Here is a 23,926-nt window from a genome sequence, read left to right as displayed (position 1 = left end):
AAAGGAAGCTTCGGCTTCCTTTTTTTATGTAGCCCGGATGAAAATTCATCCGCTGAAGAAATTTACAGCATGAAATCTTCGAGTTTTTTACCCTGTTCTTCGATAGCTTTTTTGATTACGGCTGGCGTACGACCCTGGCCGGTCCAGGTTTTCGTTTCGCCATTTTCATCCACATATTTATACTTGGCAGGACGGGCAGCGCGCTTGGCTTTACCCACGCTTTTTGCAGCGTTCTGCGTAGCAAGCAGTTCATTAGGATCGATGCCGTCGGCAATCAGCATTTCACGATATTGCTGCAGTTTACGGGTGCGCTCTTCGATTTCAGCCTGAGCGTGGCTCTCTTCATCACGGCGTTCGTGCACAACAACTTCCAGCTTCTCCAGCATCTCTTCTAAAGTTTCCAGCGAGCATTCTCTGGCCTGTGCACGCAGAGTACGGATGTTGTTCAAAATTTTAAGTGCTTCGCTCATTGTTCTAATCTCAAAAATTATAATGGGGGAATGTTCTGCCTGATAATAATAGAGTGCGTCATAATGAACTGCAATAGCTAATTTTGTAAGGGAAAGAAATGTGTTTATCTTTCGACGCTGACAATCCCTTATTAAGCCCTGGACAAATAGGCTTAAGATGAATAAAAGATTGATTGTTGCAACAGATAACCACTTCAGCTTACCCCAACGCCTGGAATTATAATCAAAGTTGTAGGCTTGTTTTGCTAAATGGTGTTCAAAGCTAACCCACAGAAAACGCAGTGAATAATAGCAAGAACACAATCCTTTTTTTAATCGTTAAATGCGATAAAAATAGCCGCGGTAAAACCCGTTGCGAAAAGGGGCCGGCGATTTCGCCTGTCCATTAGTACAGTCTTTACGCCAGCGGCTACGCAATACTGCACGAAAAAGGCGCGCCGCAGGGTCATCCTGGTCTTTGATGAGTGTGATACAATAATCTTAACCCGTTAAACTTTAATTCGGAGCAAGGCCAGATGGCTCAGCTTTATTTTTATTATTCCGTAATGAATGCAGGTAAATCGACTGCGCTATTGCAGTCCTCATATAACTATCATGAGCGCGGGATGCGCACGCTGGTCTATACAGCAGAAATTGATAATCGTTTTGGATTGGGCAAAGTGAGTTCGCGTATTGGCCTTTCTTCTCCAGCAAAATTGTATAATAACGACACGGCACTTTTTGATGAGATAAAAGCAGAACAGCAAATGGAACCGGTTCACTGCGTGCTGATAGATGAATCGCAATTTCTGACCAGAGAGCAGGTAAAAGCGTTATCTGACGTGGTGGATAATCTGGATATCCCGGTTCTCTGTTATGGTTTGCGAACCGATTTTCGCGGGGAGTTATTTAGCGGCAGCCACTATCTTCTTGCCTGGGCCGACAAGCTTGTCGAGCTGAAAACAGTTTGCCACTGCGGAAGAAAAGCGGGAATGGTATTAAGAGTCGATGAAAACGGCGAGCCTTACGATGAGGGCGAGCAGGTAGTGATCGGCGGCAACGAGCGCTACGTCTCGGTCTGCCGTAAGCATTATAAGGCGGCGCTTGAGCAGCACTCGCTGGAGGCGGTTTACGGGGAAAAAGGCCGCAAGCCAGCCTGAAAAGGGGAAAGGCGATGCGACAAAACCAGAGCGGTTCTTAACGCCTGATGTGCGCAGGATGATTAGCCCGGCTTAAGGATAAAAAAAACCCGCCTTGCGGCGGGTTTCAGTCAGGTTAGATTATTTTTTCACTTTCTTGCGCATTTCGACCGGCTGCGCCACCAGGGCTTCGGCTACGGAATCGAAAGGCTCTACGTATTCACGACCGTAGAAGGTATCCATCATAATTTGCTTCAGCTCGGCAATCAGCGGATAGCGCGGGTTAGCACCGGTACACTGATCGTCAAAGGCATCTTCCGCCAGCTTATCCACTTTTGCCAGGAAGTCCGCTTCCTGTACGCCAGCCTCGCGAATCGATTTAGGAATACCCAGTTCCGCTTTCATTCCTTCGAGCCACGCAAGCAGTTTTTCAATTTTCTGCGCGGTGCGGTCGCCAGGCGCGCTAAGACGCAAATGGTCGGCTATTTCAGCATAGCGGCGGCGAGCCTGCGGACGATCGTACTGGCTGAACGCCGTCTGCTTGGTTGGGTTATCGTTAGCGTTGTAGCGGATAACGTTGCTGATCAGCAGGGCGTTAGCCAGACCGTGTGGAATATGGAACTCAGAGCCTAACTTGTGCGCCATGGAGTGGCAGACGCCCAGGAAGGCGTTGGCAAAAGCGATACCGGCGATGGTCGCGGCGTTATGGACGCGCTCACGAGCAACAGGGTTTTTCGCGCCGTCACGATAGCTCGCCGGTAAATTTTCCTGCAGCAGCTTCAGCGCCTGGAGCGCCTGGCCGTCGGAATATTCGTTAGCAAGCACGGAAACATAGGCTTCCAGCGCGTGGGTCACGGCATCCAGACCGCCAAAAGCACACAGCGACTTCGGCATGTTCATCACCAGGTTGGCGTCAACGATAGCCATATCCGGCGTCAGCGCATAGTCAGCCAGCGGATATTTCTGGCCGGTCGCGTCATCGGTCACCACCGCAAAAGGCGTAACTTCTGAACCGGTGCCGGACGTAGTGGTAATGGCAATCATCTTCGCCTTCACGCCCATTTTCGGGAACTTATAGATACGTTTACGGATATCCATAAAGCGCAACGCCAGCTCTTCGAAATGGGTTTCAGGATGCTCGTACATCACCCACATAATTTTTGCCGCATCCATTGGCGAACCGCCGCCGAGAGCAATAATCACGTCCGGTTTGAAGGAGTTCATCTGCTCCGCGCCCTTACGCACGATGCTCAGCGTCGGATCCGCTTCGACTTCAAAGAACACTTCGGTTTCAAGGCCGTGAGATTTCAATACCGATACCACCTGATCCGCATAGCCGTTGTTAAACAGGTAACGGTCGGTAACGATAAAGGCGCGTTTGGCACCGTCGGTCGCCACTTCTTCCATGGCGATAGGCAGGGAACCGCGGCGGAAGTAGATAGACTTAGGAAGTTTATGCCACAACATATTTTCTGCTCGCTTGGCCACGGTTTTTTTGTTGATCAGATGTTTAGGTCCTACGTTCTCGGAGATAGAGTTGCCGCCCCAGGAGCCGCAGCCCAGCGTCAGTGACGGAGCAAGTTTAAAGTTATACAGGTCGCCGATGCCGCCCTGCGAAGCCGGGGTATTAATCAGAATACGCGCGGTTTTCATTCTGTCGCCGAAGTAGTTAACGCGCTCACGCTCGTTATCCTGATCGGTGTACAGGCAGGAGGTGTGACCGATACCGCCCATCGCCACCAGTTTCTCCGCTTTGCTGACCGCGTCTTCAAAATCTTTTGCACGGTACATGGCAAGCGTAGGGGAAAGTTTTTCATGCGCGAAAGGTTCGGACTCATCGACCAGCTTCACTTCGCCAATCAGGATCTTGGTGCTGGGCGGTACGCTGATACCTGCCATTTCGGCAATTTTCACCGCTGGCTGGCCCACAATCGCCGCGTTCAGACCGCCGTTTTTCAGGATGATATCCTGTACCGCTTTCAGCTCTTTGCCCTGCAGCAGATAGCCGCCGTGGCTGGCGAAGCGTTCGCGTACGGCGTCGTAGGCGGAATCCACTACGATAACAGACTGTTCAGAGGCGCAGATTACGCCGTTATCGAATGTTTTAGACATCAGGATGGAAGCTACGGCGCGTTTGATATCCGCCGTCTCGTCAATCACGACCGGGGTATTACCGGCACCGACGCCGATAGCCGGTTTACCGGAGCTATAGGCCGCTTTCACCATGCCTGGCCCGCCGGTCGCAAGGATCAGGTTAATATCCGGATGGTGCATCAGCTGATTGGAAAGCTCCACGGAAGGCGCGTCAATCCAGCCGATAATATCTTTTGGTGCACCGGCGGCAATAGCTGCCTGCAGCACGATGTCCGCCGCTTTGTTGGTGGCGTCTTTAGCGCGCGGGTGCGGAGAAAAGATAATACCGTTGCGGGTTTTAAGGCTAATCAGCGCTTTAAAAATAGCGGTGGACGTTGGGTTAGTGGTGGGGACAATGCCGCAGATCAGGCCGGTAGGTTCGGCGATAGTGATGGTGCCGAAGGTGTCATCAGTGTCGAGAATACCGCAGGTTTTCTCATCTTTATAAGCGTTATAGATATATTCAGAGGCAAAATGGTTTTTGATGACTTTATCTTCAACAATCCCCATTCCGGATTCCGCTACGGCCATTTTAGCCAGAGGAATGCGGGCGTCGGCAGCAGCCAGAGCGGCAGCGCGGAAAATCTTGTCGACCTGTTCCTGAGTGAAATTCGCGTACTCTCGCTGGGCTTTCTTTACACGTTCGACCAGTGCGTTAAGCTCAGCAACGTTAGTAACGGTCATAATGCTCTCCTGATGAAAGTTAAACTCTGTTAGTAAACAAGTCAGAACTGTCAATTATAGACAAGGGCGCCTGGTTGTTACCGAAACGTGCTGGCTTTTTGGTTTCCAGGTTCTACAGGTTTACTAAAAGAGTCTACGCATCATTACCGTTACAGGCGGTGAATCTGCGGGTAATTCCGTTTACTGAGTACAATAGTACGCACAGGTCTGGCCGATGATTTTGATGTAGATCAAGAAGCATTCATGCTGACACCTTTCAGCATCAGCCTTGCGGCCTGTTACCTGAATTTTCAATAGGCTACATTTGCCGAACAGGCTAAATTATTAGCGCTATAGTTTGCTAATATATGAATTATTAGAGTAATTAACTGCTTAAACAGCTGTCGAAGGGAGCAAATCTACGGCAGCCCGGGCTTGACCGACGCGTTAAGCGACATCCCCCTTACTGGAGTAAAGCGTGAACCCGACCATCCTCGATCTTTCAGGCTATATAAAATTTTTCGTCGGGCTTTTTGCGCTGGTAAACCCGGTCGGCATTATTCCCGTCTTTATCAGTATGACCAGCTATCAGCTGCCGGCAGCCCGTAACAAAACCAACCTGACGGCCAGCCTTTCCGTCGCCATTATTCTCTGGACCTCGCTGTTTTTAGGCGACGCCATTCTGCATCTGTTCGGTATCTCGATTGATTCTTTCCGCATTGCGGGCGGAATACTGGTGGTGACTATCGCGATGTCGATGATCAGCGGCAAGCTGGGCGAGGATAAACAGAACAAGCAGGAAAAAACAGAAACCGCCGTGCGCGAAAGCGTGGGCGTAGTGCCGCTGGCGCTGCCTTTAATGGCGGGGCCTGGCGCCATCAGCTCGACCATTGTCTGGAGCACCCGCTATCACAGCTGGGTAAACCTGCTTGGCTTTAGCGTGGCGATTGCGCTTTTCGCCGTCTGCTGCTGGCTGCTGTTTCGCGCGGCACCGCTGATGGTCAGGGCGCTGGGGCAGACAGGAATCAACGTTATCACCCGTATTATGGGACTGTTGCTGATGGCGTTGGGTATCGAATTTATCGTCACCGGCGTCAGGGCGCTGTTTCCGGGGCTGGTGGGATAAAACTCCTCACTATAAAACGGGCCTGTAGAGGCATAATCTGCGCTTAATTCACCGATGCAATAAAATGGCGCCCCAAAATTGTGCAAAAGAGTGCCGCGCTGCCCTTTTTTGGTGCGAGTATTCTTCTGGCTTAACCAGCTGCGCAGATTATTAATGTAATTACTGAAAAATAACCTTTTTTCAGAAGCTCATCAGAAAATGTTATTTCAATAACAAATTTTATCGCTGTTATGATGCGTGCATCACACAGTAAATGTCATGATAAAGGTTTCATCTATTATTTTATGCTAAGAAATAGGGGTTAAAGCCCCATCTCTGCTGCAACATACCAATAACGGCAAGAAATAGCGGATTTTTAAAGAAATTATTTCCAAATCAAAGGGTTGCCTTTTGTTTTTTGTTCAAAATAAGTTATGTATTCGTTAACTTCTGCGTAATAAAAGCGAATTGGTTAACATTTTCGTTATTTTACCTTGGCGCGAAAAGTCGGCATCTGATAGGTTTTGCTGCAGCGGACAAAACTGGCATCAGATGTGCAAAGCCTGTCAGGCAACGTTTACGTCAGAAATTTTCGTACAGAGGTAGAAATCGTTTAATGAGATTATTGCTGAAGCCTCTGAAGCTGGCCGTCGCTGTCTGTAGCGCGTTGACCGCTTCCTCCCTGAGCGCTGCGCCCGCAGGCATTGCACTGGCCCCGCAGCAAAGCATCACGATTAATAACGGCGGCGAAGTCTCCACGCTCGACCCGCAAAAAATTGAGGGCGTGCCGGAAAGCAACGTGGTGATCAACCTGCTGGAAGGGCTGGTGGCGACCGACAACAATGGCCATATCGTGCCGGGTATGGCCGAGAGCTGGCACAGCGAGGCGGGCAAGGTCTGGAATTTTACGCTGCGTAAGGCCATGTGGAGCAACGGCGAGCCGGTAACCGCACAGGATTTCGTTTACAGCTGGCAGCGCCTGGCCGATCCGCATACGGCTTCACCCTATGCCAGCTATCTGCAATACGCGCATATTGAAAACATTGACGAGATCCTGGCCGGAAAAAAACCACCGACAAGTCTTGGCATCCGCGCGGTTGACGACACTCATCTACAGATAGTGCTGAGCGAGCCGGTACCTTATTTTATCGCGCTGGCGGCCTACGCGGCACTGAAGCCGGTAAACCGTAAAGCCGTCGAACAGTGGGGCGAGAAGTGGACGCAGCCTGCGCACTACGTCGGCAACGGCGCTTATACCCTCAGCGACTGGGTAATCAACGAAAAAATCGTGCTGAAGCGCAATCCTCACTACTGGAACAATGCGCAGACCACTATCGAAACGGCCACCTTTCTGCCCATAACGTCTGAAGCGACCGATGTTAACCGCTATCGCAGCGGCGAAATCGATATGACCAACAGCGTGCTGCCGCCCGAGCTTTTCCCCATGCTGAAGAAAACGCTGGGCACTCAGGTGCGCGTCAGCCCGCTGCTGTGCACCTTCTATTATGAACTGAATAATAAGCGACCGCCGTTTAACGATCCGCGCGTGCGTACAGCGGTCAAGCTGACCCTGGATCGCGATATTATCGCCAACAAGATTATGGGGCAGGGGCAGATCCCGGCGGGCGGGTTTACGCCGCCTTTTATTGACGGCGCGGATTTACCTCCACCGGCCTGGATGAAGCTGACGCAGCAACAGCGCAACGAACAGGCGAAGGCCTTGCTGAGCGAGGCAGGCTACAGCGCGGAAAAACCGCTGCGTTTCCGGCTGCTTTATAACACTTCCGATTTAAATAAAAAGCAGGCTATCGCTGCGGCTTCAATGTGGCAGAAAAACCTGGGCGCGCAGGTCACGCTGGATAATCAGGAGTGGAAAACCATGCTGGATACCCGGCATCAGGGCGATTTTGAGGTGGCTCGCGCTACCTGGTGCGCCGACTACAACGAACCCTCCACCTTTCTTAACGCCATGCAGAGCCAGTCTTCCAACAACACGGCGTTCTATAAAAGCGATAAATTCGACGAGCTGTTGGCAAAAACGCTGTCGGCTGACGATGCCGCACAGCGCGCCTCGCTTTATCAGCAGGCCGAGCAGCAGCTCGATCGCGATTCCGCTATCGTTCCCGTCTATTACCGCGTCAGCGCAAGGTTGATCAAGCCCTGGGTTGGCGGTTTTACCGGTAAAGATCCGCAGGATCAGCCGGATATAAAATATTTATATATTATAAAGCATTGATTTGTAAGGAAGGTAATAGCTAGTGATGACAGCAGCCAGGGCAAATAAAAAACGGCCGTGACGTATTCGTTCCCCGTCATGAGCCGTGGCCCGGCAAAGAGGGATAGCTAAAGCGTCCCGGTAATAATAAAAACTGGAGTAGCAAAATGACCAACATCACGAAAAAGCGCCTGCTGGCGCTGGGTATTCTGAGCGCGCTGACCGGCATGGCATCGGCCGCTACGGTGCCCGCAGGCGTGCAGCTTGCCGCTAAGCAGGAGCTGATTAAAGGTAACGGCGACGAAGTGCAGTCGCTGGATCCCCATAAAATTGAAGGCGTGCCGGAATCTAACGTCAGCTACGACCTGCTGGAAGGGCTGCTGATCAACGACACCAACGGCCATCCCATTCCGGGCGTGGCGGAAAGCTGGGAAAACAAGGACGGCAAGGTCTGGACTTTCCATCTGCGCAACAACGCTAAATGGTCTAACGGCGAGCCGGTCACCGCACAGGATTTCGTCTACAGCTGGCAGCGCCTGGCCGATCCTAAAACGGCATCGCCTTACGCCAGCTACCTGCAATACGGGCATCTGGCCAATATCGACGATATTATCGCGGGCAAGCAGAAGCCCGACCAGCTGGGCGTAAAGGCGCTTGATGCGCACACGCTTCAGGTCACTTTGACCGAATCGGTGCCTTATTTTTATAAGCTGCTGATCCATCCATCCATGTCGCCGGTTTATAAACCCGCTATCGACAAGGCTGGCGAAAAGTGGACGCAGCCGGAAAACTGGGTCGGCAACGGCGCCTATAAGCTACAGGAACACATTATTAACGAGCGCATCGTCGTGGTGCGCAACCCGCAGTATTGGGACAACGCGCATACCGTGCTCGATAAGGTTACCTTCCTGCCGATCCCTTCTGAAGTTAACGACGTTAACCGCTACTTCAGCAGCAACGGCAGCGATATGACCTACACCAACCTGCCGATCGAGCTGTTTAAAAAGTTGCAAAAAGAGAATCCGAAGGAATTGCGCGTCGACCCTTATCTCTGCACCTATTATTACGAACTCAACAATCAGAAAGCGCCTTTTAACGATCCTCGAGTCCGCACCGCGCTGAAGCTGGGGCTGGACCGCGATATCATGGTCAATAAAGTGCTGGCGCAGGGTCAGCAGCCCGCCTGGAGCTATACACCGCCGGCCATTGACGGCGCCGATTTAGTCAAGCCGGAATGGATGAGCTGGACGCAAGAGAAGCGTAACGAAGAGGCGAAAAAACTGCTGGCGGAAGCGGGCTACACTGCCGATAAGCCGCTGACCTTCGAGCTGCTTTATAACACTTCCGATCTGCATAAGAAGTTGGCTATCGCCGTCTCGTCGATCTGGAAGAAAAACCTGGGCGTCAATATCAAGCTGAATAACCAGGAGTGGAAAACCTTCCTGGATACCCGTCATCAGGGCAATTTTGACGTGGCGCGCGCCGCCTGGTGTGCGGACTATAACGAGCCGACCTCGTTCCTGAACACTATGCTCTCCGACAGCAGCAACAATACCTCGCACTATAAATCGCCAGCCTTCGACAAAATTATGGCGTCGGCCATGGCGGCCAGCGACGAAGCGGCCCGCAGCAAAGCTTATACCCAGGCGGAGCAGCAGCTGGATAAAGATTCGACCATCGCGCCGGTGTTCTACTACGCCAATACGCGCCTGGTTAAGCCTTACGTCGGCGGCTATACCGGCAAAGATCCGTTGAACTATCTGTACGATAAAAATCTCTACATCATCAAACACTAAAAAAATCGGGGGAAGGAACGCTTCCCCCATGTAATTCTTTTGAGCAGTGCTGAAGCACAGGCCAGCAGGTACGGGCAATGTTAAAATTTATTTTTCGTCGTTTTCTGGAAGCGATTCCGACGTTACTGATCCTGATTACTATCTCTTTCTTTATGATGCGCCTCGCACCCGGCAGCCCTTTTACCGGCGAGCGTACGCTGTCGCCCGAAGTGATGGCGAACATCGAAGCCAAATATCATTTAAACGATCCCATCTGGAAACAGTATCTGGACTATTTGATCCAGCTGGCGCGCGGCGATTTCGGGCCGTCGTTTAAATACAAAGACTATTCGGTCAACTACCTGGTCGGACACGCCTTTCCGGTATCGGCCAAACTGGGTTTTGCTGCTTTTATCCTGGCGATTGTGCTGGGCGTGACGGCGGGCGTAATAGCCGCGCTGAAGCAGAACAGCAAATGGGATTTCCTGGTGATGGGCGTGGCGATGACCGGCGTGGTGATCCCCAGCTTTGTGGTGGCGCCGCTGCTGGTGCTGGTGTTCGCCATCGTGCTGAAATGGCTGCCGGGCGGCGGCTGGAACGGCGGGGCTATCCAGTACATGATTTTGCCGATGGTGGCGCTGTCGCTGGCCTATATCGCCAGTATCGCCCGCATCACGCGCGGATCGATGATCGAGGTGCTTCACGCCAACTTTATCCGCACGGCGCGCGCTAAAGGGTTGCCGATGCGCCGCATTATTCTGCGCCACGCGTTGAAGCCTGCGATGCTGCCGGTGCTTTCCTACCTTGGCCCGGCGTTTGTCGGCATTATTACCGGTTCAATGGTTATCGAAACCATTTACGGCCTGCCGGGTATTGGGCAGCTGTTCGTGAATGGCGCGCTGAACCGCGACTACTCGCTGGTGCTCAGCCTGACCATTCTGGTCGGCGTGTTGACCATTCTTTTTAACGCGATCGTTGACGTGCTTTATGCGGTTATCGATCCAAAAATTCGTTATTAATCGCGGAGTTCGCCATGATACTGAGTAAGAAAAACAGCGAAGCTCTCGACGCCTTTAGCGAAAAGCTGGAGATCGAAGGCCGCAGCCTGTGGCAGGACGCCCGCCGTCGCTTTATTCATAACCGGGCGGCGCTGGCCAGCCTGAGCGTGCTGGTGCTGATTGCGCTCTTTGTGATCTTCGCGCCCATGCTCTCCTCGTTCACCTACGATGATACCGACTGGGGCATGATGTCCAGCGCGCCGGATATGGTGTCTAAGCACTACTTCGGCACGGACTCGTCGGGACGCGATCTGCTGGTGCGCGTGGCGATCGGCGGACGGATCTCGCTGATGGTCGGCATCGCTTCCGCGCTGGTGGCGGTGCTGGTGGGCACGCTTTACGGCTCGCTGGCCGGTTACCTGGGCGGCAAAGTCGATTCGGTGATGATGCGCCTGCTGGAAATCCTTAACTCCTTTCCGTTTATGTTCTTCGTGATCCTGCTGGTGACCTTTTTTGGCCGTAATATCCTGCTGATTTTCGTGGCGATCGGGCTGGTTTCCTGGCTGGATATGGCGCGTATCGTGCGCGGCCAGACGCTGAGCCTGAAGCGCAAAGAGTTTATCGAGGCGGCGCATGTCGGCGGCGTCTCTACCGCCAGCATCGTGCTGCGCCATATCGTGCCTAACGTGCTGGGCGTGGTGGTGGTTTATGCCTCGCTGCTGGTGCCGAGCATGATCCTGTTTGAATCCTTCCTCAGCTTCTTAGGCCTGGGCACGCAGGAGCCGTTGAGCAGCTGGGGCGCGCTGCTCAGCGACGGCGCCAACTCGATGGAAGTCTCGCCGTGGCTGCTGCTGTTCCCGGCCGGTTTTCTGGTGGTGACGCTGTTCTGTTTCAACTTTATCGGCGATGGTCTGCGTGATGCCCTCGACCCGAAAGATCGCTAAGGAGTTTCCCGATGAACGTTACACAACTACAGCCAGCGATGGCCACGCAGGCGGGAAGCGAACTGCTGCTGTCGGTAAAAGATTTGCGCGTGACTTTCACCACGCCGGACGGCGATGTGACCGCCGTTAACGACCTTAATTTTGACCTGCGGGCGGGCGAAACGCTGGGCATCGTCGGCGAGTCCGGCTCCGGCAAGTCGCAGACGGCTTTTGCGCTGATGGGGCTGCTGGCGGGCAACGGGCGCATCGGCGGCTCGGCGCGTTTTCGCGGCAATGAGATCCTCAACCTGCCGGAAAAGCAGCTTAACCGGCTGCGGGCGGAACAGATCGCGATGATTTTTCAGGATCCCATGACCTCGTTAAATCCCTATATGCGGGTGGGCGAGCAGCTGATGGAAGTGTTGCAGCTGCATAAAGGCTTGAGCAGCGCGCAGGCTTTTGAAGAATCGGTGCGGATGCTGGATGCGGTGAAAATGCCCGAGGCGCGCAAGCGCATGAAGATGTATCCGCACGAGTTCTCCGGCGGGATGCGGCAGCGCGTGATGATCGCGATGGCGCTGCTGTGTCGGCCTAAGCTGCTGATTGCCGACGAACCGACCACGGCGCTGGACGTCACCGTGCAGGCGCAAATTATGACGCTGCTCAACGATCTGAAAAGAGAGTTCAACACCGCGATTATTATGATCACCCATGATTTGGGCGTGGTGGCGGGCATCTGCGATCGCGTGCTGGTGATGTATGCCGGACGTACGATGGAGTACGGCAAAGCGCGCGATATCTTCTATCAGCCAACGCACCCTTATTCGATTGGTTTGCTCAACGCCGTGCCGCGCCTCGACGCGGAGGGCGAATCCCTGACCACCATTCCCGGCAATCCACCCAACCTGCTGCGGCTGCCAAAAGGCTGTCCGTTTCAGCCTCGCTGCCCCCACGCGATGGAAATTTGCGCCACGATGCCGCCGCTGGAGCCGTTTGGACAGGAGCGGCTGCGCGCCTGCTTTAAACCTGCGGAGGAGCTGGTATGAGCACGACAGAAAAGAACGTTCTGCTGGAAATCGCCGATCTGAAAGTGCATTTCGCGATCAAAGACAGCGGGCAGTGGTTCTGGCAGCCGCCGAAAACGCTGAAGGCCGTGGACGGCGTCAGCCTGCGCCTGTACGAAGGCGAAACCCTGGGCGTGGTGGGCGAGTCCGGCTGCGGGAAATCAACGCTGGCCCGCGCCATCATCGGGCTGGTCAAGGCCACGGAAGGGCGCGTCGCCTGGCTGGGCCGCGACCTGCTGGGGCAAAGCGAAGAGGAGTGGCGCAGGGCGCGTAGCGATATCCAGATGATATTTCAGGATCCGCTGGCCTCGCTGAATCCGCGTATGACCATCGGCGATATTATTGCTGAACCGCTGCGTACCTATCATCCCAAAATGGCGCGTCAGGAAGTCAAAGAGCGGGTCAAAACAATGATGATGAAGGTGGGGCTGCTGCCGAACCTGATTAACCGCTACCCGCACGAATTTTCAGGCGGCCAGTGCCAGCGCATCGGCATTGCCCGGGCGTTAATTCTGGAGCCCAAACTGATTATCTGCGACGAGCCGGTTTCCGCGCTGGATGTTTCTATCCAGGCGCAGGTGGTCAACCTGCTCCAGCAGCTACAGCGCGAGATGGGGCTGTCGCTGATCTTTATCGCCCACGATCTGGCGGTGGTAAAACATATCTCCGATCGCGTGCTGGTGATGTATCTGGGTCATGCGGTAGAGCTGGGCACCTATGATGAGGTTTATCAGAACCCGCAGCATCCTTACACCAGGGCTTTAATGTCCGCCGTGCCGATCCCCGATCCCGACCTGGAGAAAAACAAGGTTATCCAGCTGCTGGAAGGGGAGCTGCCTTCGCCGATCGATCCGCCGTCGGGCTGCGTATTTCGCACCCGCTGTCCGATAGCCGGGCCGGAGTGTGCCAAAACGCGTCCGCTGCTGGAAGGCAGCTTCCGTCATGCGGTCTCCTGCCTGAAGGTCGATCCGTTATAAAAACCAGACCGCATCCCGGCGACGGGATGCGGCTGCGGTTTATTCACGCCACAGAATATGGCAGAGCTTGTGGTCTTTTTCGCGGCACAGCAGGACGCGAGCGAAGATATCGGTCACCGGGTCGCCGTCGTTTTCTCCCAGGCCAATCACCACCTCGGCAAAAAAGTCCGGGTTCAGATCGAAATCCACATGCTCGGCCCAGTCCTCGGCGGGATCGTGCAGCTCTGCACCGCCGCGCTCTTCAAACTGAAGATTAAAGAGCAGGATATCAGCCGGATCGAGATTATCGCCCGCCAGCTCCAGAAAAATATCGTAGGCCTGTTCCAGGGTTTCATCTTCGGTAAGGCGGTTATTTAAATCCATAAAATTTCCCATAATGCCCGTCAGGGCTGTGCAATGCCGCTCGTTTTACAACAGCGGGCTGAAGAAATAAAACAGTCGTTCGACAATCCTCTGCCACCAGGCGCGCCGCGTCCACTGTTTTGCATCCAGCAGCCGCGAACGGGCGATATAATCATCCTGTACGCGCGCCAGATCGCCGCCGAAACCGTCATCATCAATCACCAGCGTAATCTCGAAATTGAGCCACAGGCTGCGCATATCCAGGTTAACCGTGCCGATGAGGCTCAGCTGCCCGTCAACCAGCACGCTTTTGGTATGCAGCAGGCCTTCTTCAAACTGATAAATTCTGACGCCCGCTTCCAGCAGTTCCGCAAAAAAAGCGCGGCTCGCCCAGCCTACCAGCAGTGAATCATTATGTCTTGGCACGATAATGCTCACCTCGACGCCGCGCTGCGCGGCGGTACAGATAGCGTGCAGCAAATCGTCGCTGGGCACGAAATAGGGAGTGGTCATAATCAGCTGCTCGCGCGCCGAATAGACGGCGGTCAGCAGCGCCTGGTGAATCAGATCTTCAGGAAAGCCCGGCCCGGAGGCGATAACCTGAATGGTGTGGCCGCTTTCCTGCTCGAAAGGCATAATAGTGCCGTCCGGCGGCGGCGGCAGAATGCGCTTGCCGGTTTCAATCTCCCAGTCGCAGGAGTAAATGATGCCCATGGTGGTTGCCACCGGGCCTTCCATGCGCGCCATCAGGTCAATCCACTGGCCCACGCCCGCATCCTGTTTAAAAAAGCGCGGATCGACCAGGTTCATGCTGCCGGTATAGGCAATATAGTTATCGATCAGCACCACTTTGCGATGCTGGCGCAGATCCATGCGGCGTAAAAAGACGCGCAGCAGGCTGACTTTCAACGACTCCACGACATCAATGCCCGCGTTGCGCATCATCGCGGGCCAGTCGCTGCGGAAAAACTGCACGCTGCCGGCGGAGTCCAGCATCAGCCGACAGTGAACGCCGCGCCGCGCCGCCGCCATCAGCACTTCCGCCACTTCATCCGCCATGCCGCCGGGCTGCCAGATATAAAACACCATCTCGATATTATGGCGAGCCAGCTGGATATCGCGGATCAGCGCCTGCATCGTATCGTCCGTAGAGGTGAGCAGCTGTAGCTGGTTACCTTTTACCCCGGCGATACCCTGACGGTTTTCACAAAGCTGAAACAGCGAGCGCGCCACGTCGCTGTTATCACGGGCAAAAATATGGTGACAGGATTTCAGATCGTTCAGCCATTTGGCGGTGGAAGGCCACATGGTGCGGGCGCGTTCGGCACGACGCTTCCCCAGATGCAGCTCGCCAAAGGAAAGATAGGCGACGATGCCTACCAGAGGGAGAATATAAATAATCAGCAGCCAGGCCATCGCCGAAGGCACCGCGCGGCGCTTCATCAGAATGCGCAGCGTGACCCCGGCAATCAGCAGCCAGTAACCAAACAGCAGCAGCCAGCTCATTAAAGTATAAAAAGTCGTCATAAAAGCGGAAGTCCTGTTCACCTCTGATTACAGGAGTTTACGTGCAGATCGGAGCGGACGAAACCTTTTCCTCAAGTCATCGGACTTGGCGTAGAGACAGAAGTCTTTATAATGCGGCGCGAGTTTTTGCAAGCGAAGAGGGTAATATGAGACGGAGTAGAAATGAAGTCGCACGCTGGCGCATGTCGCGTCAAATTCAGCGCCGACGGGCGCGCTGGCTGGAAGGGCAGTCGAGACGCTACGGACGGATGCACGCCATTCGCCATCAGCTAAGCCAACAGCAGCGTCGTTCTATTCTGTTTATTACCCAGCTGGTCTGAGCGTAAATACCCGGCCTTGCGCCGGGTTTCTTTTACTGCCTGCGCCTCAGGCGCCCGGCATCCAGGCACCGCTGGCGATAAACCATATCAGCAGCGCCGCGCCTGCTATACCGACCGCGGCCGGGAAAAGATAGCCAATTTTCATCAGGGTTCCAGGCGGAAGGCGTTAAAACGTGCGCTTAAATGGTTTAACGGCAACCTGCTTATACACGCCCGCGGCGATATAAGGATCGTCCTGCGCCCAGGATTGCGCCTCTTCCAGCGACGAGAACTCGGCGATCACGGTAGAGCCGGTAAAGCCCGCCACGCCAGGTTCGTTGCTGTCCACCGCCGGCATCGGCCCGGCGATAATCAGGCGTCCCTCATCCTGTAACAGCTGCAAACGTGCCACATGCGCGGGGCGAACCGCCTGCCGCTTTGTCAGTGAATCCGCATTATCTTCTGCATAAATTACGTAGAGCACGTTAACTCCTGTCCATCGCTAATGATTGGCGATCACGTTAAGGCATCGTTCGCTATTCTGCAAATGAAAGATGCTCTTGCAGGCGCGGCGCGTAAGGCTAACCGATTTTCTGACAAATTCACGCCTGAAAAGAGGCGAGTTGTTGAAACTGATTGCTATTTGCATTTAAACTTACGCCTCAACTTTTACAGCAGAAAGATTATGACGACGCTGACAGAAACTTCATTTTCTCGCCGACTTTCGCTACCGACCCTGCTTTCCGTGGGTCTGCACGCCGTGGTGATTGGCGGAATACTTTATGCTTCTTTTCACCAGACCGTGGAAGTGCCAAAAGCGTCTCAGCCTATCAGCGTCTCTCTGGTCGCGCCGGAAGTGCAGCCGGAGCCACAGCCAGCGCCCCAGCCTGCGCCGCAGCCGGTAGCGGAGCCTGAACCCGAACCTGAACCCGTGCCGGAGCCGGAGCCGCCTAAAGCGGAACCGGTGCCGATCCCGAAACCCGTTCCCAGGCCTAAACCCAAACCTAAGCCTAAAAAGGAAGTGGTGAAGCCGAAGAAAGAGGTGAAGCCGCGCGAGGAGCCTCGCCAGGCCGCGCCGTTGAATAACGATCGTACGGCTACCGCGACCAAACCTTCTACCGCGCCGAAAACATCGGCAGCGCCTTCAACGGCCGTCTCTTCCGGCCCGAAAGCGATGAGCATTGGCAAACCGGCCTATCCGTCACGCGCCTTTGCGCTGCGTCTGGAAGGGCATGTTCGCGTGCAGTTTGACGTGGACAGCTCGGGGCAGGTGGGAAATATCCGCATTCTCGAGGCCGAGCCGCGCAATATGTTCGAGCGTGAAGTGAAAAACGCCATGCGTAAGTGGCGCTATGAGGCGGGCAAGCCGGGCAAGGATTTGAAAATGAACGTTGTCTTTAAAATCAACGGCGGCAGCAGCATTGAGTAACGGGTGATGTTGCCCATCATAAAAAAACGGGAGCAAATTTTGCTCCCGTTTTTTATGCCGTTACGCTTCGCTAAAATGGCTTTTTTCCGGTGGCAGCGGTCGCGATTTGCCTTCGCTGTCAACGGCAACGTAGATAAATACCGCTTCGGTGGTACAGTAGCGCTGGCCAATCGGTTCTGAAGACACCTTCTTAATCCAGACTTCTACGTTAATCGTAATCGAGCTGCTGCCGGTACGAATGCAGCGCGCATAACAGCTGACCACGTCACCTACCGCAACCGGCTTCAGAAAGGTCATGCCGTCAGCCCGCACCGTCACCACGCGGCCGCCCGCGATCTCTTTTGCCAGAATGGCGCCGCCCATATCCATTTGCGACATCAGCCAGCCGCCGAAGATATCGCCGTTGGCGTTAGTATCCGCAGGCATAGCCAGCGTGCGCAGCACCATTTCGCCCTCAGGCTGTCGTTGTTCGTCGCTCATTATCTTGCTTCCGCATAAAAACGCCGTATCCGGCGCTGAATTATTTTTCTTCCTGCGGCATCAGGCGATAGATATAGACGCCGCTGAGCAGGGTGAAGAGCAGAGTCAGGCCGGTCAGGCCAAACACTTTAAAGTTAACCCAGAAATCCTGCGGTAGCCAAAAGGCGACGTAGATATTGGCCAGGCCACAGGCCAGAAAGAATATCGCCCAGGCCACGTTCAGCCTGCGCCACGCGGCCTGCGGTAACGTCAGCTCTTTACCCAACATGCTCTGGATCAGCGTCTGTTTCATCCAGAACTGGCTGTAGAGCAGCGCGGCAGAGAACAGCGTGTAGATAACCGTGACTTTCCATTTAATAAATTCGTCATTATGAAAAACCAGCGTCAGCGTGCCGAAAACGGCGACCAGCACAAAAGTGACGATGGTCATCTTCTCCAGCCTGCGATAAAGCAGCCAGCTGGCCACCAGCGCCAGCGCGGTGGCGACGATCAGCGCGCCCGAGGCGACGAAAATATCGTAGAGCTTATAAAAAACGAAAAAGACCACGAGAGGAAGAAAATCGAGTAACTGCTTCATAAGGGCTTCCGGTTATCAGATCAACACATCGGCTGCGCGCCGGTGAAGCGCGCAGCGACTGATTAACGTAACAGCATATACAGGCGGCTGAGGTAAATGATCAGCAGCGCCGAAACGAGATTGCTTAGCGCGTTCAGCAGCACCGAGGTGACGTTGGCCGGCAGCACGGTCAGCGACGAGGCCATCAGCAGCACCAGCACCTTCGCCAGCAGCCAGCCCAGGATAGCGGGTGCCACCACCTTAACATGTCCCCACACCAGCCGAGTGCTGGCGCGCATCGCGGCGAAAATGCCGACTTTTTCCGCCGTCATGATCATCGGCGACAGCGACAGGATGATAGCGAAAATAATGCCGGGCACCATCAACGCCATAAAGCCGAGCTGAATAATCAGCGTCATAAAAAACACCAGCGGCAGCAGTCGCAGCAGCATCGGCGCGGAAGCGCCCATGGCGCGCAGGGCGCTGACGCGCTCGCCGGCGGTAACCATAGGGATCAGGCAGAGCATCGCGCCCAGCAGCAGCGTATTGCCGACCAGCGAGGCAAGCGTACCCGCAGCGGAAGCGTGCAGCAGCAGCTGCTGCTGTTCTGGCGTCATGGTACGGATCCACTCCATCAGGCTCATTGAGCCGCTGTTGCCATCCGCCAGCCCGGAAATATCAGGCGTCAGCGCATGGCCGATCAGTACCGTAATAAAAGAGGTTAACAGCGCGATCAGTACGATGGTAACAAACTGATGGCGAAAGAAATTTCCCGTGTCACGGTATAACGAAGCCGCCGTGAATGACATGTACACTCCTTGAGAGCCGAATTTAGCGATCCGGCGATTGTACATGGTCTTAAGCCAACCTGGCACCCTGGCTTACACAACTTTCGCTTTGGCGATTTCTCGTGCCGTCTGACGTACACCGCCTGCACGCTTCATATAACACTATCTGGCCAATAAACCCGCATCAGATCACTTTTTAACTTAATTTTTCTTTATGAAATAAAGGTGGTTTTGATCCAGATCAATTTTTAGTGGATTTGCCGTTTATTGTGTTTCTGTGAGGGTGATCTTTCTGAAAATAAAGATAAAATCAGCACATTAAAAATAAGGGTGACAATTTGCGCTTTTTTCTATGTACACAGGAGTGATTATGAAAATTTCAGTATTGGCCTTGCTGGTCGCGGCCTGCGCGCCGGTAGCCGCTTCGGCACATCAGGCCGGCGATTTCTTTATGCGTGCGGGTTCCGCGACCGTGCGTCCAACCGGCGGCTCGGATAACGTCCTGGGACTGGGCGAATTCGACATCAACAACAATACCCAGCTGGGCCTGACGTTTACCTATATGCTGACCGATCACGTCGGCGTTGAGCTGCTGGGCGCCACGCCGTTCCGTCACAAGGTCGGGCTGGCCTCTACCGGCACGCTGGCTACCGTGCATCAGCTGCCGCCAACGCTGATGGCGCAGTGGTATTTCATGGATAACAACAGCAAGCTGCAGCCCTATGCCGGTATCGGCGTGAACTACACCATGTTTTATGACACCGATTTTAACCAGACCGGCCGCGATGCGGGCCTGAGCAACCTGAGCGTAAAAAACAGCTGGGGCGTGGCGGGCCAGGTCGGCCTGGACTATCAGCTAACGCCGCAGTGGATGCTGAACGCCTCGCTGTGGTACATGGATATTAATACCAAAGTGCGCTTTGACGCGGCGGGCGCAGGCCGCCAGAGTATCGACACCCATATCAACCCGTTCGTGTTCTTCTTTGGCGCGGGTTACCGCTTCTGATCGCCGCCGTCAGACAGCAAAAAGGCGCATACGCTGCGCCTTTTGTCGATCCTGTTACGCCCGAAAAGCGTTATTTGATCTGCATATTATTTACTACGGACTTCACGCCTTTCACGCTGCGGGTCACCTGCACGGCACGGCTGGCCATCTGGGCCGAGCTGACGAAACCGCTGAGCTGTACGCGGCCCTTAAAGGTTTCCACGTTGATTTCACGGGACTTCAGCGCTTCATCGTTCAGCAGCTGCGTTTTAACTTTGGTGGTGATGACGGTGTCGTCAATATAGCCGCCTGTGCCTTCCTGCTTTGCCGTTGGCGCGCAGGCGCTAACTGAAACAGCCACAACGGCTGCGATAACCATACCCGTCAACATTTTAAACAGCTTCATGGTAAATCTCCCTGTTATTTCCGAATGGCCTGGGCCGTGATTACAGATTCGCTCTGTAAAAGAAGCGTAGACCTGGGCGGCGAATTTTCCACAAAACAGCGCAAAAAGAGCGTGTTACTTGTTTACGGGGCGGTAAAGCGGCTGCCTGAGGCTACGCGGCTGGCCTGCTCTCGATCGGGCGGGCGTAACGGCTCAGCAATCACGACTGAGCCGCAAAAATAATAAAAGTACAGGAGGGGCAAAGCCCTGCCAGAGCGACAGGGCGGACGGTTAGCGCGTGGCGGCCTTCAGCTTCGCGACGAAAGCTTCCAGCTCGGCCAGCATCGTGGCCGGTTCATTGTGATGACGCTCGATGATTTTGACGATAGCGGAGCCGGAAATCGCACCCGCTGCGCCAGCGGCAAGCGCTTCCTTCACCTGAGACGGTTCAGAAATCCCGAAGCCCTGTAGCGGCGGCGCGGCGTGGTATTCGGTCAGCTTGTCCACCAGATGATGCAACGACTGGCTGACGCCACGGCTTTCCGTGCCGGTTACGCCCGCGCGGGAAAGCAGATAGGTATAGCCGCGCCCGTGTGAAGCGATCTCGCGCAGCAGATCGTCGCTGGCGTTCGGCGGGCAAATAAAGATCGGCGCAACATTATGCCGCATCGCCGACTGGCGGAACGGCGCGGACTCTTCGACCGGCACGTCTGCAATCAGCACGGAATCCACGCCCGCCTGCTGGCAGCGCGCATAAAAGTTGTCGATGCCGTTGGCGAAGACCAGGTTGGCGTACATCAGCAGCCCGATCGGGATGGTCGGATGCTTCTGGCGGACGGCGGCCAGCAGCTCAAAGCAGTGGCTGGGCGTCACGCCGGCGGCAAAGGCGCGCAGCGTGGCGTTCTGGATGGTCGGGCCGTCGGCCAGCGGATCGGAGAAGGGGATCCCCAGCTCCAGCGCGTCGGCACCGCCCGCGATCAGCGCATCGATAATTTGCAGCGACAGCTCGGGCGTGGGATCGCCCAGGGTGACGAAAGGCACAAAGGCGCCTTCCTTACGCGCGTTCAGCCGCTGAAAAAGCTGGTCATAACGTTCCATCAGATCTCTCCCTTCGCTGTCAGAATCTCGTGCACGGTGAAAATATCTTTATCGCCGCGGCCGGACAGGTTCACCACCAGCAGCTGCTCTTTTTCCGGCGCTTCACGCATCATTTTCAGGGCGTGAGCCAGCGCGTGGGAAGACTCCAGCGCGGGAATAATGCCTTCGCTGCGGCAAAGGGTTTTAAACGCGTCCAGCGCTTCGTCATCGGTAATGGAAACGTAGTCGGCGCGGCCGATGCTGTTCAGATGCGCGTGCTGCGGCCCCACGGAAGGGAAATCCAGACCGGCGGAAATCGAATAGGACTCCTCAATCTGACCCTCTTCCGTCTGCATCATCGGTGCTTTCATGCCGAAATAGATGCCGACGCGGCCATGCTTCAGCGGCGCGCCGTGCTCGCCGGTTTCAATACCGTGACCGGCAGGCTCCACGCCAATCAGCCCGACGGAAGCCTCGTCGATAAAGTCCGCGAACATGCCGATAGCGTTGGAGCCGCCGCCCACGCAGGCGATAATCGCATCCGGCAGGCGGCCTTCCTGCTCCTGGATCTGCACTTTAGTTTCTTCACCGATCATGCGCTGGAATTCGCGCACTATAGTCGGGAAAGGATGCGGGCCCGCCGCCGTGCCTAACATATAGTGGGCGTTTTCATAGCTGCCCGACCAGTCGCGCAGCGCCTCGTTACAGGCATCTTTCAGCGTGGCGGAGCCGCTGTGCACTGGGATCACCTCTGCGCCCATCAGCTTCATGCGGAACACGTTGGGCGACTGGCGCTCAATATCCTTGGCGCCCATATAGATGCGGCACTTCAGACCCAGCAGGGCGCTGGCGAGCGCCGAAGCGACGCCGTGCTGGCCCGCACCGGTTTCCGCGATAATTTCGGTTTTGCCCATGCGCTTCGCCAGCAGCGCCTGGCCCAGCACCTGATTGGTTTTGTGCGCGCCGCCGTGCAGCAGATCTTCACGCTTCAGGTAAAGACGGGTTTTGGTGCCTTTGGTCAGGTTCTTACACAGCGTCAGCGCAGTGGGGCGACCGGCGTAATTTTTCAGCAGGCCGAGGAATTCCGCCTGAAACTCAGGATCGCGCTGGGCGCTGACAAAGGCCTCTTCCAGCTGTTGCAGCGCGGGCATCAGGATCTGCGGCACGTACATACCGCCGAACTCGCCAAACCAGGGATTTAATAAAGTCATTTCGCTTCCTTATTCGCAGTTGCGCCGCCGTAGCGACGCCAGACGGTCAGTAGGCTCTCAGCGTTTGAAACACCGAGGCGATTTTGTCCGCATCCTTCAGGCCGGGTGCACTTTCGACGCCGGAGTTAAAATCCAGGCCGGCGCAGCCAAGTCGGGCGGCGCTGACGCAGTTGTCGGCGCCCAGGCCGCCCGCCAGCAGCACGTTATCCAGCTTTTCGCCTTCCAGCAGTGCCCAGTCGAAACGGTTGCCGGTGCCGCCGCTGCCGTTGTCAAAGACGTAGCGATCGACGTGCGGCCAGTCGCGGGCAGGCAGCGCGGAACGAATGCTGAACGCCTTCCAGATTTTTACCTCATCCGGCAGCTGACGGCGTAGCTCGGCGACAAAATCCCGATCTTCATCACCATGCAGCTGTACGGCAGAAAGGCCCAGCTCGCGGCTGATAGTGACAACGTCACTAAGGGAGTTGTTACGGAACACGCCGACGTATTTCAGCGCGCCGCCCGCCATCACCGTTTTCGCCTGCTCCGGCGTCACTTTGCGTGGCGAGCCTTCGGCGAAAATCAGGCCGCCGTAGACCGCCCCGGCTTCCAGCGCGCTCCGCGCATCCCCGGCGCGGGTCAGGCCGCACACTTTGTTATCGCCAATAATGACCCGACGCACGGCGGCGGAAAGATCCGCCTCCGACATCAGGGCGGAGCCGATTAAAAAGCCGTTGGCGAAGTGGCTCAGCTCGCGAACCTGAGCATAGTTATTGATGCCTGATTCGCTGATCACCGTTACGCCATGGGCAACTTTAGGCGCAAGACGACGCGTGCGGTCGAGATCGATAGAGAGATCGCGCAGGTCACGGTTATTGATGCCAACCACTTTGGCGCCCAGCGCGGTGGCGCGAGCCAGCTCTTCGTCGCTGATCACCTCAGTCAGTACGCCCATATTCAGGCTGTGCGCCACGGCGGCCAGCTGGCGATACTGCTCGTCATTCACTACGGAAAGCATCAGCAGGATCGCGTCTGCCTGGTAGTAGCGCGCCAGATAAATTTGATACGGATCGATAATAAAATCTTTGCACAGCACGGGCTGGGTAATGGCGGCGCTGACCACCGGCAGAAAATCGAAGCTGCCCTGGAAATATTTTTCGTCGGTCAGTACCGAAACGGCCGAAGCGTGATCTTTATAAACGCCCGCAATGGCGGCCGGATCGAAATCTTCCCGGATCACGCCTTTTGAGGGCGAGGCCTTTTTGCATTCCAGAATAAAAACGGTTCTGGCGCCTGACAGCGCATGATAAAAGCTGCGGGTCGCCGGTTCGATCTCGTTCTGAAACGAGGCCAGCGGCTGGCGCTGCTGGCGCTCGGCCAGCCAAATCGCCTTATCCTGCACAATTTTGTTCAGTACGGTTTCCATA

Annotated in this window: 24 protein-coding genes; 11 read left to right on the top strand and 13 right to left on the bottom strand. The window is 55.2% G+C overall.

The genetic code is table 11. The features are described from left to right. Positions 1–62: 62 nt before the first annotated feature. The gene (hns, locus tag ACVWZ0_RS12405; protein WP_253453780.1) at positions 63–470 is read right to left on the bottom strand and encodes a histone-like nucleoid-structuring protein H-NS; all 408 of its coding nucleotides are present in this window, start codon (positions 468–470) and stop codon (positions 63–65) included. A gap of 515 nt (positions 471–985) precedes the next feature. Here hns and tdk point away from each other — a divergent pair. Continuing rightward, complete coding sequence (gene tdk, locus ACVWZ0_RS12400; protein WP_253453782.1) at positions 986–1,609, top strand: thymidine kinase; 624 nt, start codon at positions 986–988, stop codon at positions 1,607–1,609. A gap of 120 nt (positions 1,610–1,729) precedes the next feature. On the opposite strand, the gene adhE is transcribed toward tdk, so the two are convergent. Beyond that, positions 1,730–4,405, bottom strand: a complete 2,676-nt coding sequence (gene adhE / locus ACVWZ0_RS12395) for a bifunctional acetaldehyde-CoA/alcohol dehydrogenase (RefSeq protein WP_253453784.1) — start codon at positions 4,403–4,405, stop codon at positions 1,730–1,732. Positions 4,406–4,862: 457 nt separating this feature from the next. Here adhE and ACVWZ0_RS12390 point away from each other — a divergent pair, with 457 nt between their 5' ends. The 7 genes from ACVWZ0_RS12390 (at position 4,863) to oppF (ending at position 13,441) form a co-directional block, all read left to right on the top strand. After that, positions 4,863–5,510 carry a YchE family NAAT transporter gene (locus ACVWZ0_RS12390; RefSeq protein ID WP_125287744.1) on the top strand — a complete coding sequence of 216 codons (648 nt, stop codon included), beginning with the start codon at positions 4,863–4,865 and terminating at the stop codon, positions 5,508–5,510. A gap of 595 nt (positions 5,511–6,105) precedes the next feature. Further along, entirely contained in the window at positions 6,106–7,725 is a 1,620-nt protein-coding gene (locus tag ACVWZ0_RS12385) for an ABC transporter substrate-binding protein (RefSeq protein WP_253453786.1), read from the top strand. Positions 7,726–7,871: 146 nt separating this feature from the next. Further along, entirely contained in the window at positions 7,872–9,500 is a 1,629-nt protein-coding gene (gene oppA, locus ACVWZ0_RS12380) for an oligopeptide ABC transporter substrate-binding protein OppA (protein WP_253453788.1), read from the top strand. 77 nt (positions 9,501–9,577) lie between these two features. Continuing rightward, a complete protein-coding gene (oppB, locus tag ACVWZ0_RS12375) occupies positions 9,578–10,498 on the top strand; it encodes an oligopeptide ABC transporter permease OppB (protein WP_253453790.1) in 921 nt (306 codons plus the stop codon). A gap of 14 nt (positions 10,499–10,512) precedes the next feature. After that, positions 10,513–11,421: an oligopeptide ABC transporter permease OppC gene (gene oppC / locus ACVWZ0_RS12370; protein ID WP_125287740.1), complete on the top strand. Its 909-nt coding sequence runs from the start codon at positions 10,513–10,515 to the stop codon at positions 11,419–11,421. A gap of 11 nt (positions 11,422–11,432) precedes the next feature. After that, positions 11,433–12,446, top strand: coding sequence for an ABC transporter ATP-binding protein (gene oppD, locus ACVWZ0_RS12365; protein WP_253453792.1), 1,014 nt, complete (start codon positions 11,433–11,435; stop codon positions 12,444–12,446). Next, positions 12,443–13,441 carry a murein tripeptide/oligopeptide ABC transporter ATP binding protein OppF gene (oppF, locus tag ACVWZ0_RS12360; protein ID WP_253453794.1) on the top strand — a complete coding sequence of 333 codons (999 nt, stop codon included), beginning with the start codon at positions 12,443–12,445 and terminating at the stop codon, positions 13,439–13,441. The genes oppD and oppF overlap by 4 nt, the downstream gene beginning before the upstream one ends. A gap of 39 nt (positions 13,442–13,480) precedes the next feature. Here the strand turns inward: oppF and ACVWZ0_RS12355 are convergent, their stop codons facing one another. Further along, complete coding sequence (locus tag ACVWZ0_RS12355; RefSeq protein ID WP_125287737.1) at positions 13,481–13,804, bottom strand: HI1450 family dsDNA-mimic protein; 324 nt, start codon at positions 13,802–13,804, stop codon at positions 13,481–13,483. A 45-nt stretch (positions 13,805–13,849) separates the two neighbouring features. Continuing rightward, positions 13,850–15,310: a cardiolipin synthase gene (cls, locus tag ACVWZ0_RS12350; RefSeq protein ID WP_253453797.1), complete on the bottom strand. Its 1,461-nt coding sequence runs from the start codon at positions 15,308–15,310 to the stop codon at positions 13,850–13,852. A gap of 146 nt (positions 15,311–15,456) precedes the next feature. On the opposite strand from cls, the gene ACVWZ0_RS12345 reads away from it, so the two are divergent. Next, entirely contained in the window at positions 15,457–15,630 is a 174-nt protein-coding gene (locus tag ACVWZ0_RS12345) for a YciY family protein (RefSeq protein ID WP_125287735.1), read from the top strand. Between the two features lie 46 nt (positions 15,631–15,676). Here ACVWZ0_RS12345 and ACVWZ0_RS12340 read toward each other — a convergent pair whose 3' ends face one another. Together ACVWZ0_RS12340 and ACVWZ0_RS12335 are read right to left on the bottom strand one after the other, a co-directional pair. After that, entirely contained in the window at positions 15,677–15,775 is a 99-nt protein-coding gene (locus tag ACVWZ0_RS12340; RefSeq protein WP_148101246.1) for a YoaK family small membrane protein, read from the bottom strand. A gap of 21 nt (positions 15,776–15,796) precedes the next feature. Continuing rightward, positions 15,797–16,093 carry a YciI family protein gene (locus ACVWZ0_RS12335; protein ID WP_253453799.1) on the bottom strand — a complete coding sequence of 99 codons (297 nt, stop codon included), beginning with the start codon at positions 16,091–16,093 and terminating at the stop codon, positions 15,797–15,799. Positions 16,094–16,294: 201 nt separating this feature from the next. Between ACVWZ0_RS12335 and tonB the strand changes: the two genes are divergently transcribed. After that, entirely contained in the window at positions 16,295–17,038 is a 744-nt protein-coding gene (gene tonB, locus ACVWZ0_RS12330) for a TonB system transport protein TonB (protein WP_253453801.1), read from the top strand. A gap of 60 nt (positions 17,039–17,098) precedes the next feature. On the opposite strand, the gene yciA is transcribed toward tonB, so the two are convergent. From yciA to ACVWZ0_RS12315, 3 genes are all read right to left on the bottom strand, one after another. Then, positions 17,099–17,518 (bottom strand): acyl-CoA thioester hydrolase YciA, encoded by a 420-nt coding sequence (yciA, locus tag ACVWZ0_RS12325; RefSeq protein ID WP_253453803.1) that lies wholly within the window; start codon positions 17,516–17,518, stop codon positions 17,099–17,101. 40 nt (positions 17,519–17,558) lie between these two features. Continuing rightward, on the bottom strand, positions 17,559–18,095 hold the full coding sequence (locus ACVWZ0_RS12320) for a septation protein A (protein WP_253453805.1): 537 nt from the start codon (positions 18,093–18,095) through the stop codon (positions 17,559–17,561). 62 nt (positions 18,096–18,157) lie between these two features. Further along, positions 18,158–18,883 carry a YciC family protein gene (locus ACVWZ0_RS12315; RefSeq protein ID WP_253453807.1) on the bottom strand — a complete coding sequence of 242 codons (726 nt, stop codon included), beginning with the start codon at positions 18,881–18,883 and terminating at the stop codon, positions 18,158–18,160. Between the two features lie 349 nt (positions 18,884–19,232). Between ACVWZ0_RS12315 and ompW the strand changes: the two genes are divergently transcribed. Beyond that, positions 19,233–19,868 (top strand): outer membrane protein OmpW, encoded by a 636-nt coding sequence (ompW, locus tag ACVWZ0_RS12310; RefSeq protein WP_253453809.1) that lies wholly within the window; start codon positions 19,233–19,235, stop codon positions 19,866–19,868. Positions 19,869–19,938: 70 nt separating this feature from the next. Here the strand turns inward: ompW and ACVWZ0_RS12305 are convergent, their stop codons facing one another. The 4 genes from ACVWZ0_RS12305 to trpCF all read right to left on the bottom strand — a co-directional run bounded on the left by ACVWZ0_RS12305 (position 19,939) and on the right by trpCF (position 23,925). Continuing rightward, complete coding sequence (locus ACVWZ0_RS12305; protein WP_125287728.1) at positions 19,939–20,253, bottom strand: BON domain-containing protein; 315 nt, start codon at positions 20,251–20,253, stop codon at positions 19,939–19,941. 270 nt (positions 20,254–20,523) lie between these two features. Beyond that, positions 20,524–21,330: a tryptophan synthase subunit alpha gene (gene trpA, locus ACVWZ0_RS12300; RefSeq protein ID WP_253453811.1), complete on the bottom strand. Its 807-nt coding sequence runs from the start codon at positions 21,328–21,330 to the stop codon at positions 20,524–20,526. Then, the gene (trpB, locus tag ACVWZ0_RS12295) at positions 21,330–22,520 is read right to left on the bottom strand and encodes a tryptophan synthase subunit beta (protein ID WP_253453812.1); all 1,191 of its coding nucleotides are present in this window, start codon (positions 22,518–22,520) and stop codon (positions 21,330–21,332) included. The genes trpA and trpB overlap by 1 nt, the downstream gene beginning before the upstream one ends. Positions 22,521–22,566: 46 nt before the next feature. Next, entirely contained in the window at positions 22,567–23,925 is a 1,359-nt protein-coding gene (gene trpCF / locus ACVWZ0_RS12290) for a bifunctional indole-3-glycerol-phosphate synthase TrpC/phosphoribosylanthranilate isomerase TrpF (RefSeq protein ID WP_253453814.1), read from the bottom strand. Position 23,926 lies beyond the last annotated feature (1 nt).

The organism is Erwinia sp. TECH1, from assembly GCF_054057575.1.
This window is presented reverse-complemented; position numbering and strand designations above follow the sequence as displayed.

What these genes read in the sequence shown, in the direction of transcription:
- hns (WP_253453780.1), bottom strand. Translation starts at nt 470, where the DNA reads ATGAGCGAAGCACTTAAAATTTTGAACAACATCCGTACTCTGCGTGCA.
- tdk (WP_253453782.1), top strand. Translation starts at nt 986, where the DNA reads ATGGCTCAGCTTTATTTTTATTATTCCGTAATGAATGCAGGTAAATCG.
- adhE (WP_253453784.1), bottom strand. Translation starts at nt 4,405, where the DNA reads ATGACCGTTACTAACGTTGCTGAGCTTAACGCACTGGTCGAACGTGTA.
- ACVWZ0_RS12385 (WP_253453786.1), top strand. Translation starts at nt 6,106, where the DNA reads ATGAGATTATTGCTGAAGCCTCTGAAGCTGGCCGTCGCTGTCTGTAGC.
- oppA (WP_253453788.1), top strand. Translation starts at nt 7,872, where the DNA reads ATGACCAACATCACGAAAAAGCGCCTGCTGGCGCTGGGTATTCTGAGC.
- oppB (WP_253453790.1), top strand. Translation starts at nt 9,578, where the DNA reads ATGTTAAAATTTATTTTTCGTCGTTTTCTGGAAGCGATTCCGACGTTA.
- oppC (WP_125287740.1), top strand. Translation starts at nt 10,513, where the DNA reads ATGATACTGAGTAAGAAAAACAGCGAAGCTCTCGACGCCTTTAGCGAA.
- oppD (WP_253453792.1), top strand. Translation starts at nt 11,433, where the DNA reads ATGAACGTTACACAACTACAGCCAGCGATGGCCACGCAGGCGGGAAGC.
- oppF (WP_253453794.1), top strand. Translation starts at nt 12,443, where the DNA reads ATGAGCACGACAGAAAAGAACGTTCTGCTGGAAATCGCCGATCTGAAA.
- ACVWZ0_RS12355 (WP_125287737.1), bottom strand. Translation starts at nt 13,804, where the DNA reads ATGGATTTAAATAACCGCCTTACCGAAGATGAAACCCTGGAACAGGCC.
- cls (WP_253453797.1), bottom strand. Translation starts at nt 15,310, where the DNA reads ATGACGACTTTTTATACTTTAATGAGCTGGCTGCTGCTGTTTGGTTAC.
- ACVWZ0_RS12345 (WP_125287735.1), top strand. Translation starts at nt 15,457, where the DNA reads ATGAGACGGAGTAGAAATGAAGTCGCACGCTGGCGCATGTCGCGTCAA.
- ACVWZ0_RS12340 (WP_148101246.1), bottom strand. Translation starts at nt 15,775, where the DNA reads ATGAAAATTGGCTATCTTTTCCCGGCCGCGGTCGGTATAGCAGGCGCG.
- tonB (WP_253453801.1), top strand. Translation starts at nt 16,295, where the DNA reads ATGACGACGCTGACAGAAACTTCATTTTCTCGCCGACTTTCGCTACCG.
- yciA (WP_253453803.1), bottom strand. Translation starts at nt 17,518, where the DNA reads ATGAGCGACGAACAACGACAGCCTGAGGGCGAAATGGTGCTGCGCACG.
- ACVWZ0_RS12320 (WP_253453805.1), bottom strand. Translation starts at nt 18,095, where the DNA reads ATGAAGCAGTTACTCGATTTTCTTCCTCTCGTGGTCTTTTTCGTTTTT.
- ACVWZ0_RS12315 (WP_253453807.1), bottom strand. Translation starts at nt 18,883, where the DNA reads ATGTCATTCACGGCGGCTTCGTTATACCGTGACACGGGAAATTTCTTT.
- ompW (WP_253453809.1), top strand. Translation starts at nt 19,233, where the DNA reads ATGAAAATTTCAGTATTGGCCTTGCTGGTCGCGGCCTGCGCGCCGGTA.
- ACVWZ0_RS12305 (WP_125287728.1), bottom strand. Translation starts at nt 20,253, where the DNA reads ATGAAGCTGTTTAAAATGTTGACGGGTATGGTTATCGCAGCCGTTGTG.
- trpA (WP_253453811.1), bottom strand. Translation starts at nt 21,330, where the DNA reads ATGGAACGTTATGACCAGCTTTTTCAGCGGCTGAACGCGCGTAAGGAA.
- trpB (WP_253453812.1), bottom strand. Translation starts at nt 22,520, where the DNA reads ATGACTTTATTAAATCCCTGGTTTGGCGAGTTCGGCGGTATGTACGTG.
- trpCF (WP_253453814.1), bottom strand. Translation starts at nt 23,925, where the DNA reads ATGGAAACCGTACTGAACAAAATTGTGCAGGATAAGGCGATTTGGCTG.